We start from the raw sequence: 11,889 nt of genomic DNA on the forward strand, positions 1-11,889 counted from the left end.
CTGTGACTGATTCTTACCTCTCCCGCTACGACCGCATGGCGGACCGAGTCGCGGCGCAGGTGATCGGGCACTACTCAACGAGCTTCTCGCTGGCCACCCGTGTGCTCGATCCTGGCACGCGGCGCGACATCCGCAACCTGTACGCGGTCGTGCGCATTGCCGACGAGATCGTGGACGGCGCCACCGCGGAAGCCAACGAGTGCCCCGAAACCGCGCTGGATGTGTACGAGGAACAGGTGCTGCACGCGCCGCGGCACCGCTTCCACACTGATCCGGTGCTGCACGCCTGGGCCAATACCTACCGACGCTGCGGTATCAAGGACGACCACGTGCGGGCGTTTTTCTCCTCCATGCGCCGGGACACTACGCAGACGGACTACAACGCGGGCGACTTAGGCGCCTACATCTACGGCTCTGCCGAAGTGATCGGCCTGATGTGCCTGGATATCTTCCTGAGCGAGCATGACCCGAGCGAGCAGGACCGCCGCACGATGGAAGATGGAGCCCGGGCGCTCGGATCCGCGTTCCAGAAAGTGAACTTCCTGCGCGACCTGGGTGAGGACTCACGTGAGCTAGGGCGGGCGTACTTGGGTCCCGTGCTGGACGAGGACCTCAAGCGCACGCTGACCGGTGAGATCACGGAAGAACTCGACGCAGCGCGTACCGCCATTCCGCTGCTTCCCGTCGCCGCGCGCAGGGGAGTGGCCGCCGCCGAGGCACTTTTCCGGGACCTCAACGAGCGTATCGCCGCCACACCAGCCGAGGACGTGGCCGCTGCGCGGGTCAGCGTGCCCAACCACCGCAAGTTCCTGCTCACGGCGCGGGCAATACAGAAAGCGAGAACACCATGACACACCCTCAGACCGCGATCGTGATCGGCGCCGGCGTCGCCGGCATGGCCACCGCCGCGCTGCTCGCCCGCGAGGGGATCCGCACCACCGTGGTGGAGAAACTCCCCAGCCACGGCGGCCGCGCGGGCAACGAGTCCGTGGACGGCTTCCGTTTCGACACCGGCCCCAGCTGGTACCTCATGCCGGACGCCTTCGACCACTTCTTCGCCCTCTTCGGCAAACGCACCACGGACCTACTGGACCTGCAGCCGCTGACCCCCGCGTACCGGCTCTTCCCCGAGGGCGAACGGCCTATCGACGTCGTCTCCGGCCGCGACAACGCCATCGAGCTCTTCGAGTCCCTCGAGCCCGGTGCCGGCGCCAAGCTGCGCGAGTATCTCGACAGCGCGGAGGAGACCTACGACCTCGCGCTCGAGTACTTCCTCTACACCACCTTCCGCTCCGTCGCCCCGTTTACGCAGATCACCGGCCAATACCGAAAGCTCGCGCGCTACCTCACGGAGCCGCTGGACCACTTCGTGGCCAGCCGCTTCAACGACACCCGCCTGCGTCAGATGCTCACTTACCCGGCGGTCTTCCTGTCCTCCCACCCCGCGCGCACGCCGAGCATGTACCACCTGATGAGCCACACGGACCTCACCCAGGGCGTGCTCTACCCGCAGGGCGGATTCGGCGCAGTCATGGACGCCTTCTACGACCTCGCCGTGGAGCAGGGTGTGCAGTTCTCGTTCGACACCGAGGTCGCCGCCATCAACTACGCCGGGCGCAAGGCCACGGGCATCACGCTTATCGACGGCCAAAGGCTCGACGCCGACATCGTCGTCTCCTGCGCGGATCTGCACCACACCGAAACCCGGTTGCTGCCCAAGGAAAAGCGCACCTACGACGAGCGCTACTTCGCCCCGCGCGACCCGGGCCTGGGCACCGTGCTGGTCATGCTGGGTGTGGAAGGCGAGATCCCGGAGCTCGCCCACCACAACCTGCTGTTCTCCCGCGAGTGGGGGGAGGACTTCGCGGCCGTATTCGACGGCCCCGTCCCGCAGCGCCCCCTGGGCGCCTCCCGCTCCATCTACGTGTCCAAGCCGAGTGCAACCGACCCACACGTGGCGCCCGCTGGGCATGAGAACCTGTTCGTGCTGGTCCCCGTGGCAGCCGAGGAGGCGATCGGCCACGGCAACATGTACCGGGAGCAGGCGAGCGAGCAGGTCGGGCGCATCGCCGACGCGGCGACCCGGCAGATCGCGCAGTGGTGCGGGGTGGAGGGGTTGGACCGGAGGATCGTCGTGAAGCAGACGCTCGGGCCCGCGGACTTCGCCGAGCGCTACCACGCCTGGTCCGGCGGATCCATCGGACCCGCACACACGCTGCGGCAATCCGCGTTCCTGCGCGGCTCCAACAAGAGCCGCAAGCTGGACAACCTGTACTACGCCGGTGCTACCACCACACCCGGAGTTGGGGTGCCGATGTGCCTGATTTCGGCGGAGAACGTGATCAAGCGCCTCAACGGCGACACCAGCCCGGGTGCGTTGCCGGAGGCCCTGTAATGCAGTTTGCCTACCTCGGCGTGCTGCTGTTTTCGCTGGCCGGCATGGTGATCGTCGACCACCGCTGGAAAACCGCTTTCTTCCGCGACCCGCGCAAGGCCGCCCTGCTTTCCGCTGGCTGCGTGGTGGCGCTGCTGTGCTGGGACGGCCTCGGCATAGCGACCGGCACGTTCGTGCGCGGTGACTCGCCGTACATGGTGGGCATCGACCTGGCGCCGCAGCTGCCGCTGGAAGAACCCGTTTTCCTGTTCTTCCTCACCTACCTGACCATGAACCTGACGGGCTTGCTGCGCGCATGACGTACCTGTACATATCTGCCCCGTTTTTGCTTGCCGCTGTTGCGCTGTGGGCGCGGGTGCGGCCGTGGAAGCTCACTGCGGCTGTCACCGGTGTGCTGTTCGCGCTGACCATCATTTTTGACAACCTGATGGTGGCGGCAGGCCTGTACGAATTCGGCCACGCCACCACCATCGGCGTGAACATCGGGCGCATTCCCGTGGAGGATTTGTTCTACCCGCTGTTCACCGCCCTGGTGGTGACGGCTGTGTGGAGGAGGAACTGATGCTGAGCGGAATTCTTGCGGCGTCTCGGCCGCTGAGCTGGGTCAATACCGCAGTCCCGTTCGCGCTGACCTACCTGCTGGCGCAGGGCGAGGTCACCGTAGAGCTCGTGGTGGGCTTCATCTTCTTTCTCGTCCCTTACAACATTGCGATGTATGGGATAAACGACGTCTTCGATTATGAATCCGACATTGTCAACCCCCGCAAGGGCGGCGTGGAGGGCGCGGTGTTGCCCAAGACGATGCACCGGCCGCTTTTGGTGGCATCCGCCGTCACCGTCATCCCGTTTGCGCTGTACCTCTTCGCGGTAGGCACGTGGGCGTCCGGGGCGACGCTGGCCCTGGCGCTGTTCGCGGTGGTGGCGTACTCCGCCCCGCCGCTGCGGTTCAAGGAGGTGCCGGTGCTGGACTCCGCGACGTCCTCGGCACACTTCACCCTGCCGGCTGTGGTGGGCGCGTTGATCGGGGGCGGCTCCATCGGCGGCAACCTCGGCGTGGCGCTGGTGGCTTTCTTCCTGTGGGGGATGGCTAGCCACGCGCTCGGGGCGGTGCAGGACGTGCAGTCAGACCGCGCCGGGGGGCTGCATTCCGTGGCAACCGAGCTCGGGGCTCGTGCGACCACGCGCGCCGCCGGCATCTTTTACCTGGCGGCAGCCGTGCTCTGCTTCGTCCTGCCTTCGCCCGGCTGGGCCGTCGGCCTTTTGGGCGTGGGCTACGTTGCCAACACGCTGCGGTTCTGGAACGTCACGGACGAGACATCGGCCGCCGTGAACCGCGCGTGGAAGGTGTTCCTCTGGTTGAACTACCTAACCGGCGCGGTGGTCACCATCGCCGTGCTGGCCAGCGTGGTGCTGTAGGAGAACCTACTTCTTGGGCAGCGCGGCCAGCGCGAGGCCCGCGCCCACGAGCCAGGCGTCCTTCGCCATAGCCGTGCCGGCGTCGGACGGGCGGATGCCGTCGTCCTTGGTGTACTGGTCGCCGCGGAAGTACATGCTGAGCAGACCCGCGCCGAACGCAGTGAGGCCCAGGCCGGCCAGGCGGTTCGGGATCAGGGGGCACAGCAGCGCGGCGCCGAGCGCGGTTTCTGCGGAGGCGAGGCCGGTAGCAAACGTCTCGGCGTCGACCTGGCCAAGCTGAGGAACTCCGTCCACAGCCATATCGCGCAGGCCCTCCGCGCCGTCCTTGTCCACCTTGAACTTGCCCAGGCCCGCGTTCAGGATGAACGCGCCGGTCGGGATGCGCAGGGCCGCGGAAACAAGGCGAAGGTCCGTCTTGTCCTTCTTGGTAAGGCCGCGGGACGGGAGGAGATTCAGCGGGTTGAACATGGGCGGGATCCTTTTCTGCTTGTACGGAAAATGTCTACCCCGCCCATCGTAGGGCTAAACCGTCAATTCGGGGTGGAGGTCGCGCAGCTGCATCACCCGGCGGGCGCGAAGCGCTAGGCAGGAGATGACCACGGCGCCCACGCCCACGGCGAGCAGGACAGTGACGGCGGTCCACATGCGCGGGTCGTACGACGTGGTGTCGAACAGGGCGTAGCGCATCAGGTCCACCGAGTAGCGCATCGGATCCCAGCTGTGCACCCACTGGATGAACTCGGGCTGCACCTCGGGCGGGTACAGGCCGTTGGATGCCACCAGCTGCAGCGACATCAGCGCCATAGTGGCCAAGCGTCCGGGCGCGGGGCCGAGCGCGGTGTTGAGCGCCAGGATGGCGGCCACGAACACCCAGGAGACGAAAACCAATACCCCGAACATGGTCAGCGGGTGCACCGGCTCGATATTCAGGATGCAGACCTGCATGACCCAGAGCGCGACCGATTGGACGAAGCCGATGATGAACGACGGGATCATCGTGTACAGCAGCACGCGTAGAGGGTTCGTGCCGGAGTCGATGGCGCGACGGCTAAACGGCGGCATGATCATGTACATAATCAGCACGCCGAACCACAGGGACAGCGACAGGAAGAAGGGGCTCAGGCCCTTGCCAAAGAACGTGAGGCCGTCGCCGATGTGCTGGGTGCGCACCGGCTCTGCCGTAGCATCGATGGCCTTGTCCAGACGCTCGCCCTCCCAGCTCGGTGCCTTCTCGGCGCCGTCGGCCAGGCTCATGGAGAGCTCGCCGGTGCCGTCGGAGAGCTTGATCAGGCCGTCGTTCAGGTCGCCCAGGCCCACGACCAGCTGGCTGGACCCGGCCGCCAACCTCGACGTGGCGTCGGTGGCCGTGCTGGCCGCCACCACCAGCTTGCCGGTGCCGTCCTTCAGGGTGGTCACGCCCGCGAGCAGGGTGCCGGAGCCGTCCTGCAGGCGCTTCAGGCCGTCCGCCAGCGTCTTCGACGCTTCCGTCGCCTGGTCCACGCCGCTGCGGTACTGGGCGTTCGGGTCGGACAGCTCGGTCGCCAGCTTGTGGGCGCCGTCCTGCAGTTGCACCAGCTGGCCCACCAAGTCGTTCTGCGTGACTGCCTGCAGCGGCCCAGAGTTGACCTGCAGCTGCACACCGCGGGCCTGGTCCGCCAGCTGCTGGGAGCCCGGAATGGGGGAGCGGTCCAAGTCCGCGATCACGTTGTTCAGGTTCGCGTTGATGTCGTCCAACGCGGCTTGCAGCTCGGTGATCTTGCCCGCGAAGCCCGCGATCTTGTCCACGCCGCCGGCGATCTGCGTAGCGCCATCGCCAAGCTGCTGCGTGCCCGACTGCAGCTTCACCATGCCGTTGGACAGCTGGTCGGCGCCGTCGGAGGCGCTGTTGAGGCCGTCGTTGAGCTGCTGGGCGCCGTCCTGCAGGCGGCCGGCGCCGTCGTCGAGCTTGGTCACGGCGTCCGGCAGTTCTTGGACCTTGTCGTTGAGCTGCTGGATGCCGTCGTTGAGCTTCGTGCCGCCCTCGTTGAGCTTTTCGGAGCCTTCGTGGGCAGAGTTGGCGCCCTCGTCGAGCTGCTCAGCGCCGTCCGAGGCTTTGTGCACGCCGTCGGAAAGGGTGTTGATGCCCAAGAAGAGCTGCTCGGCAACCTTGCCGCCCACGGTGTCGGACACGGCCGACGCGATGGCGTCGGCAGCCTTGTCGCCCAGCATGGTGGGGATGAAACCGTTGGTCTCGTTCAACGTGATGTTGATCTTCGCGGCGTGCGGGTTGTCGTCCTGGACGCTGGTCGCAGCCTCGCTGAAGTCCGTAGGGATCTCCAAGCCCAGGTAATACTTGCCGGACGCGATGCCTTCCCTCGCCTCCTCGGCGCTCACCACCTGGAAGTCCAGCGGGCGCTGGTCCAGCAGCTCGTCGACGACCTCCTGGCCGTTCTCGCCCTCGTCGGAGTTGACCAGGGCGACCGGGAGCTTGTACAGGTTGCCCAGCGGGTCCCAGTACGACCACACGAACAAACCGCCGAAAAGCAGCGGAAGTAAGCAGATCGCCAAAATGGCAAGCTTGGGAAGCTTGCCGTGGGCGAACAGGCGGAAGTTGGATCCAATGTGCAGGCCGCTCATAGCCCCTTCTCATTCACTGTGTTCACCATGACGGGTAGGTAGGCCGCGACTCCCCGCAGGTCGCCCAGAATCTTCTCGCGGATGTCCATTTTGCGGACCTGGTCCACGTCATCCACAATCAGCATCTTCGCGTCCGGGCGGGCGATAAGACTCAGCAGAACGCGCAGGCGGAAGCGGTCTGTCGGCCCGATGTCGCCGACCTGCGCCATCAAGTCGATGTCGGTCAGCTGCAGCGGCTCCAGCCACTTCTCCACGTGCGGGTGCGACTTGACCGCCTCAGACGCGCGCGGGGTGCGGGCGAAAAAGCCCTGCGACCACGCGATCTGCTCGCGCACCACGTCGCGGATGCGCACTAGGCGCTCCAGGCTGTCAATCTCCGTTACGCCGGCAAGCGCGACGTCCTTGAAGCGCTGGCGTGTGGCCGTCTCTTCGCCGTCGAGGAAAATGGTGCCGCTGTGCGGGTTGAAACGCCCTGCCAGCGCGAGGCTGAGCAGGGTCGAATCGGATTCTCGCCGCGTGTTCAGCAGGGTCAAGCCCCGGCCGATATCAAACGTTTCCGGAGCGTCGCCCTTGCGTAGCACGAGGTCTTGGGTGCTGAGTATCGGGGTCATGCGGTCCCTTAACCGTAGGGTGGACTATCACTTAACCCGTGATATGGTGCTCTCTAACATAGCCACTGTCAAACCTAAAAGGGGGCGAGACAGATATGCGCGCAGACGCCAGGGCGAAGCGCGACCAAATCATCGCCGCCGCGCTTGCTCAGATCGGCTCTCGGCCGAACTCTGAAATCACGCTCGAGGGCATCGCCGCGGATGCAGGGGTGGGCATTGCCACGCTGTACCGCCACTTCCCCTCGCGCGCCGCGTTGTACGACGCGTGCGCCATCGTGTTCCTCGAGCAGATCGAGACGCTGCTCGACGCGACCCTCGACGGCTTTGAGGAGGACCCTGCCGGCCGGTTCGAGCGGTTCGTATGGACGCTCGTGGAATCCAGCGTGGGCATCCTCACCACCGCGCTTGCCGCCGAGCCGAGCGCCGAAGCGGTAGTGGAGCGCCGTGACGCGTTCATGGACAAGGTGCAGCTGCTTATCGACGCCGCGGCCCCCTACGGCATCATCGCCCCGGGGCAGTCGCCGTGGCACTTGGCCACGGAGCTCATCATGGCCACCCGTCCGCTGGCGGCGCCGCTGGCGGAGCTTTTTCCAGACGTGCGCGACAGGCTGGTGCGCCACCTCATCGCCGGGTGGCGCACCACGGCTTAGCGGTCGTCCCGCAGCTCGTGGCGGCCGAATTCTGCGCCGCCGTCCGCGTTGTTCTGCGCTTCCGCCTCCGCCTCAAGGTCGTGGCGGGCGTGGGTGGTTTCCCGCTGGTTGTCTGCCAGGGTGTCCAGGGTGGTCAAACCGTCAGTGTCGGCCTCGTTGGGGTGCTGGCGGTCGTCCTCCGTGCGGGTTGAGTAGACGATGGTGGAGCTGCCCCGGCGGTCCGTCTCGGTACGGGTGGGGGCGGGGTGAGCGGTCTTCGCCGTGTTGTCGCCGGACAGCTTGTCCTTGAGGAAGAACTCCCACGCGGCCCAGGCGCCGCCGGCGAGTGCGGCGGTGCCGAGGGTGGTCTTCACAACCTTGCCGAAGCCGCCTTTCTTCTTCTTTGCGTCCTTGGCGTGGGCGCGGAGCAGCTCCTGGCGCTCCTTCCGACTCGGGGCAGCCTCGGCGAAGGCGGCGCGGCGTCGGTCCAAGCGATCGTGCGCATCGCGCGTGATGTCGCCGGCGTGCGCGCGGGCGGAGCCGTAGAGCTCCTCCAGCTCGCTGGTGTTCAACTTCTCGTGCAGATTGTCCAGGTCGCCGTCCTTCAGATTGTCCAGAAGGGACTGGTAGATGTCGCGCTCGCGCTTGTCGCTTTGCTGGCGCAGGTACTTCAGCGCCTGGTTTGCGCCGGTGGCGACGAGGCCGACGGTCTTGAGGTTCATGGGATTCTCCTTGCGTTTCCTTGTGTTTCTCGTGGTTACGCGGCCCAGGGTAGCGAAATCCGCAGACATCGACCGTGCGGTTGTGAACCAAGCGTTATGCAAAAGTGAACCAAGCTGTTCATTTTGCGTGATTAACATTCACGGCGAAAAAGCGCGTGAACAGCGCAGACGGGGAAGAAAAACGGGCCCGCATTGTGGCCGCCATGTGGCCTTTATAAGTTTCAAGGCACCGTTTAACCACGGTGCAAAACATCCCCAGCCGAGAAAGGTCGTGCCATGTTCGAAGACACCCCTTCGACTAGGCTGTCCGCCTCGGCGCCGCTGGACCGCGAGGGCGCCCCGCTGATCCGCCGCCCCCGCCCGAAACGCCAGCGCACCGCCCTGAGCTTTGAGATCATCCCGCCGCGCCCCACGGACGACAGCGCGAAGATCGACGAGCTCATCGCGGGCCTGGCCGAGTACAACCCGGACTACGTCTCCGTGACCAGCTCGCGCCGCAGCGAGTGGCTGGAAGGCACCGCCGCCGTGATCTCCCGCATCGAGGAGACCACCGATCTGCGCACCATCGCGCACCTCGCCTGCACCGCAGGCACGCGCGACGAGATCGCTGAGTGGGTGCGGGTGCTTATCGACGCCGGCGTGCGCGGGTTCCTCGCCCTGCGGGGCGACCTGCCCGAGACGGGACTTCCGGCAGATCACCTCCAGTACGCCACCGACCTGCTCAACCTGATCCAGGACGTGCAGGAGGAAGAGGCCTTCCGCCTCGCAGGCGGCAAGCTGGCCCTGTCCGTGGCCTGCTACCCCAAGGGGCACGCGGAATCGCGCAACCTGGACCACGACCTCGATGTGCTGCTGACCAAGCAGCGCCTAGGCGCGGACTTCGCCATCACGCAGCTCTTCTTCGAGGCCCAGGACTTCCTGGAGTTCGTGGAGGTGGCGCGGCTGGCGGGCGTGCGCATCCCGCTCATCCCCGGCATCATGCCCATGACCTCCTTGAAGCGGGTCAAGCGAATGGGTGAGTTGTCGGGGTTGGAGGTGCCGGAGGGCGTCGAGAAGCAACTGCGCGACGCTGACGACGAGTACGAGGCCGGCATGCAGCTCACCGCCGACTTGGCGCGCGAGATCCTGGACGCCGGCACCGGGGGCTTACACGTGTACACGCACAACAACTTGGCCGTTACGCGGGACTTTTTGGACCGCATCGGAATAGATAGAGGACAACAATGACCACCTTCCCGAAAGCCACCATCGAGGGCTACCCCCGCATCGGCGCGAACCGCGAGCTCAAGCGCGCGCTGGAGAGCTACTGGGCGGGCCGCATCGACGCCGACACGTTCCGCTCCACCTCCCGCGCCCTGCGCGTGAACAACTACAACCACCTGCGCGACCTCGGCCTGACCGAGGATTACGCCATCCCCGCGGACGTCGCGCTCTACGACCAGGTGCTGGAGACCGCGCTGACCGTCGGCCTGGTGCCGGGCGGCACTGACCTGGACGAGGAATTCGCCCTCGCCCGCGGCAACGACACCCGCGTGCCGCTGGAGATGACCAAGTGGTTCGACACCAACTACCACTACCTGGTGCCGGAGATCGCCGCAGGCCAGGAGATCAAGGCCGTGCCGGAGCGCATCCTGCGCATCGTGGAAGAGGCGCGCGAGGCCGGCCACAAGGTGCGCCCGTACCTAGTCGGCCCGGTCACGCTCATCGCGCTGTCCAAGCCCGCCGAGTGGTCGCTGCTGCCCGCGCTTGTCGACGCCTACGGCGAGGTCTTCGCAGCCCTGAAGAACGCCGGCGTGGAGTGGGTCCAGGTTGCAGAACCGGCCGTGGTTGCAGACCTGTCCACCCCGGACGCCGAGATCGCAGATTACCTGCGCGAGGCCTGGTCGAAGCTGCTCGCCTCCGACGAACGCCCGAACGTCTACCTCACCACCCCGTACGGCGCCGCACGCGAGGCCCTGCCGGTCCTCGGCGAGCTGGGCGTGGAAGCCCTGCACGTGGACCTGTCCCCGTGGACCCTGGAGGCGGACTCCGGCTACCCCGAGCGCGTGCGCACCCAGATTCCGGAGTCCACCCACCTGGTCGCAGGTCTTGTCGACGGCCGCAACGTCTGGACCGCGAACCTGCGCGAGCGCACCGAGGTGCTCGAGTCCCTCGGCGACCGCCCGGTGTCCGTGTCCACCTCCACCTCCCTGCAGCACGTGCCGCACACCCTGAAGGCTGAGCGCAACATCCCGGTCGAGGTCGCCCCGTGGCTGGCCTTCGCCGACGAGAAGCTCGCGGAGATCCAGGCCCTGGTCGCCGGCGAGGAAGGCGCCAAGGAGGCGTTCGCCCAGTCCGACCGCGCCGTGCGCACCCGCTCCGAGTCCGAGACCATCCACAACGCTGCCGTTGTCGACCGCGTCGCAGCGCTGCCCGAGGGCGAGGTTAAGCGCGAGCCCGCGTTCAGCGAGCGCAACAAGGTCCAGCGCGAGGAGCTCGGCCTGCCCACGCTGCCCATCACCACCATCGGCTCCTTCCCGCAGACCCCGGAGATCCGCAAGGCCCGCGCCGACCACCGCGACGGCGTGCTCACCGACGAGCAGTACACCGAGGCGCTCAAGCAGGAGATCAAGCAGGTCATCGAGCTGCAGGAAGAAATCGGCGTGGACGTGCTGGTCCACGGCGAGGCCGAGCGCAACGACATGGTGCAGTATTTCGCCGAGCTTCTCGACGGCTTCGTGGTCACCGAAAACGGCTGGGTCCAGTCCTACGGCTCCCGCTGCACCCGTCCGCCGATCGTGGTCGGCGACGTCTCCCGCCCGGAGGCGATGACCGTGGAGTGGGCGCGCTACGCCCAGTCCCTGTCCGAGAAGCCGGTCAAGGGCATGCTCACCGGCCCGGTGACCATCCTGGCGTGGTCCTTCAAGCGCGACGACGTGCCGCTGTCCGTCTCCGCTGACCAGATCGCGCTCGCGCTTGCCGACGAGGTCCGCGACCTAGAGGAAGCCGGCATCAAGGTCATCCAGATCGACGAGCCGGCGCTGCGCGAGTTGCTCCCGTTGCGTGCGGATGACCGCGCCGCCTACCTGGACTGGGCCGTGCGCGCCTTCCGCCTCGTGTCCCTGCAGGCGAAGCCGGGCACCCAGATCCACACCCATCTCTGCTACTCCGAGTTCGGCCAGATCATCGACGCTGTCGCCGGCTTGGACGCCGATGTGACCTCCATCGAGGCCGCCCGTTCCAAGATGGAGCTGCTCGAGGACATCGACGAGACCTTCCACTCCGAGATCGGCCCGGGCGTGTGGGACATCCACTCCCCGCGCGTGCCGGCCACCGAGGAGATCGCAGGCCTGCTGCGCGCTGCCCTGGAGAACGTGCCCACCGAGCGCCTCTGGGTCAACCCGGACTGCGGCCTGAAGACCCGCGGGTACAAGGAGGTCGAGCCCTCCCTGCGCAACCTGGTCGCGGCCCGCGACGAGGTTGTCGGCGAGCTGTAGACGTCGTAAAGCATTAGCCCCCCA

12 protein-coding genes are annotated in these 11,889 nt (G+C 66.6%); 8 read left to right on the top strand and 4 right to left on the bottom strand.

Annotated elements, in window-relative coordinates; translation table 11 throughout:
* The first annotated feature begins 2 nt into the window (after nucleotides 1-2).
* The 5 genes from CUREI_RS00085 to CUREI_RS00105 are packed head-to-tail and all read left to right on the top strand — an operon-like array spanning nucleotide 3 to nucleotide 3,811.
* Nucleotides 3-851, top strand: a complete 849-nt coding sequence (locus CUREI_RS00085; protein WP_236627220.1) for a phytoene/squalene synthase family protein — start codon at nucleotides 3-5, stop codon at nucleotides 849-851.
* Entirely contained in the window at nucleotides 848-2,395 is a 1,548-nt protein-coding gene (gene crtI, locus CUREI_RS00090; RefSeq protein ID WP_038608970.1) for a phytoene desaturase family protein, read from the top strand. Before CUREI_RS00085 ends, crtI begins: the two co-directional genes overlap by 4 nt.
* Nucleotides 2,395-2,694, top strand: a complete 300-nt coding sequence (locus tag CUREI_RS00095; protein WP_038608972.1) for a lycopene cyclase domain-containing protein — start codon at nucleotides 2,395-2,397, stop codon at nucleotides 2,692-2,694. Before crtI ends, CUREI_RS00095 begins: the two co-directional genes overlap by 1 nt.
* Complete coding sequence (locus CUREI_RS00100; RefSeq protein WP_038608975.1) at nucleotides 2,691-2,957, top strand: lycopene cyclase domain-containing protein; 267 nt, start codon at nucleotides 2,691-2,693, stop codon at nucleotides 2,955-2,957. Before CUREI_RS00095 ends, CUREI_RS00100 begins: the two co-directional genes overlap by 4 nt.
* Nucleotides 2,957-3,811 (top strand): prenyltransferase, encoded by an 855-nt coding sequence (locus CUREI_RS00105; protein WP_144242371.1) that lies wholly within the window; start codon nucleotides 2,957-2,959, stop codon nucleotides 3,809-3,811. The genes CUREI_RS00100 and CUREI_RS00105 overlap by 1 nt, the downstream gene beginning before the upstream one ends.
* A gap of 6 nt (nucleotides 3,812-3,817) precedes the next feature.
* Here the strand turns inward: CUREI_RS00105 and CUREI_RS00110 are convergent, their stop codons facing one another.
* From CUREI_RS00110 to CUREI_RS00120, 3 genes are read right to left on the bottom strand one after another with little or no spacing between them, the layout of a single operon-like run.
* Nucleotides 3,818-4,279 (bottom strand): hypothetical protein, encoded by a 462-nt coding sequence (locus CUREI_RS00110; protein WP_051952089.1) that lies wholly within the window; start codon nucleotides 4,277-4,279, stop codon nucleotides 3,818-3,820.
* A gap of 54 nt (nucleotides 4,280-4,333) precedes the next feature.
* Nucleotides 4,334-6,427 carry a YhgE/Pip domain-containing protein gene (locus CUREI_RS00115; protein WP_038608979.1) on the bottom strand — a complete coding sequence of 698 codons (2,094 nt, stop codon included), beginning with the start codon at nucleotides 6,425-6,427 and terminating at the stop codon, nucleotides 4,334-4,336.
* Nucleotides 6,424-7,038 (bottom strand): hypothetical protein, encoded by a 615-nt coding sequence (locus CUREI_RS00120; RefSeq protein WP_051952090.1) that lies wholly within the window; start codon nucleotides 7,036-7,038, stop codon nucleotides 6,424-6,426. Before CUREI_RS00120 ends, CUREI_RS00115 begins: the two co-directional genes overlap by 4 nt.
* A gap of 95 nt (nucleotides 7,039-7,133) precedes the next feature.
* Between CUREI_RS00120 and CUREI_RS00125 the strand changes: the two genes are divergently transcribed.
* Complete coding sequence (locus tag CUREI_RS00125) at nucleotides 7,134-7,688, top strand: TetR/AcrR family transcriptional regulator (protein WP_038608981.1); 555 nt, start codon at nucleotides 7,134-7,136, stop codon at nucleotides 7,686-7,688.
* On the opposite strand, the gene CUREI_RS00130 is transcribed toward CUREI_RS00125, so the two are convergent.
* Nucleotides 7,685-8,389, bottom strand: a complete 705-nt coding sequence (locus tag CUREI_RS00130; RefSeq protein WP_038608985.1) for a hypothetical protein — start codon at nucleotides 8,387-8,389, stop codon at nucleotides 7,685-7,687. The genes CUREI_RS00125 and CUREI_RS00130 overlap by 4 nt on opposite strands.
* Nucleotides 8,390-8,665: 276 nt before the next feature.
* Here CUREI_RS00130 and CUREI_RS00135 point away from each other — a divergent pair, with 276 nt between their 5' ends.
* Nucleotides 8,666-9,616, top strand: coding sequence for a methylenetetrahydrofolate reductase (locus CUREI_RS00135; protein WP_038608986.1), 951 nt, complete (start codon nucleotides 8,666-8,668; stop codon nucleotides 9,614-9,616).
* Nucleotides 9,613-11,865: a 5-methyltetrahydropteroyltriglutamate--homocysteine S-methyltransferase gene (metE, locus tag CUREI_RS00140; RefSeq protein ID WP_038608987.1), complete on the top strand. Its 2,253-nt coding sequence runs from the start codon at nucleotides 9,613-9,615 to the stop codon at nucleotides 11,863-11,865. The genes CUREI_RS00135 and metE overlap by 4 nt, the downstream gene beginning before the upstream one ends.
* Nucleotides 11,866-11,889: the final 24 nt, after the last annotated feature.

It is taken from the genome of Corynebacterium ureicelerivorans (assembly GCF_000747315.1).
In the GTDB taxonomy this organism is placed as follows: domain Bacteria; phylum Actinomycetota; class Actinomycetes; order Mycobacteriales; family Mycobacteriaceae; genus Corynebacterium; species Corynebacterium mucifaciens.

Bases quoted from the DNA above. Each gene is read 5' to 3' on its own strand.
- crtI (WP_038608970.1), top strand. From the start codon at position 848: ATGACACACCCTCAGACCGCGATCGTGATCGGCGCCGGCGTCGCCGGC.
- CUREI_RS00095 (WP_038608972.1), top strand. From the start codon at position 2,395: ATGCAGTTTGCCTACCTCGGCGTGCTGCTGTTTTCGCTGGCCGGCATG.
- CUREI_RS00100 (WP_038608975.1), top strand. From the start codon at position 2,691: ATGACGTACCTGTACATATCTGCCCCGTTTTTGCTTGCCGCTGTTGCG.
- CUREI_RS00105 (WP_144242371.1), top strand. From the start codon at position 2,957: ATGCTGAGCGGAATTCTTGCGGCGTCTCGGCCGCTGAGCTGGGTCAAT.
- CUREI_RS00110 (WP_051952089.1), bottom strand. From the start codon at position 4,279: ATGTTCAACCCGCTGAATCTCCTCCCGTCCCGCGGCCTTACCAAGAAG.
- CUREI_RS00115 (WP_038608979.1), bottom strand. From the start codon at position 6,427: ATGAGCGGCCTGCACATTGGATCCAACTTCCGCCTGTTCGCCCACGGC.
- CUREI_RS00120 (WP_051952090.1), bottom strand. From the start codon at position 7,038: ATGACCCCGATACTCAGCACCCAAGACCTCGTGCTACGCAAGGGCGAC.
- CUREI_RS00125 (WP_038608981.1), top strand. From the start codon at position 7,134: ATGCGCGCAGACGCCAGGGCGAAGCGCGACCAAATCATCGCCGCCGCG.
- CUREI_RS00130 (WP_038608985.1), bottom strand. From the start codon at position 8,389: ATGAACCTCAAGACCGTCGGCCTCGTCGCCACCGGCGCAAACCAGGCG.
- CUREI_RS00135 (WP_038608986.1), top strand. From the start codon at position 8,666: ATGTTCGAAGACACCCCTTCGACTAGGCTGTCCGCCTCGGCGCCGCTG.
- metE (WP_038608987.1), top strand. From the start codon at position 9,613: ATGACCACCTTCCCGAAAGCCACCATCGAGGGCTACCCCCGCATCGGC.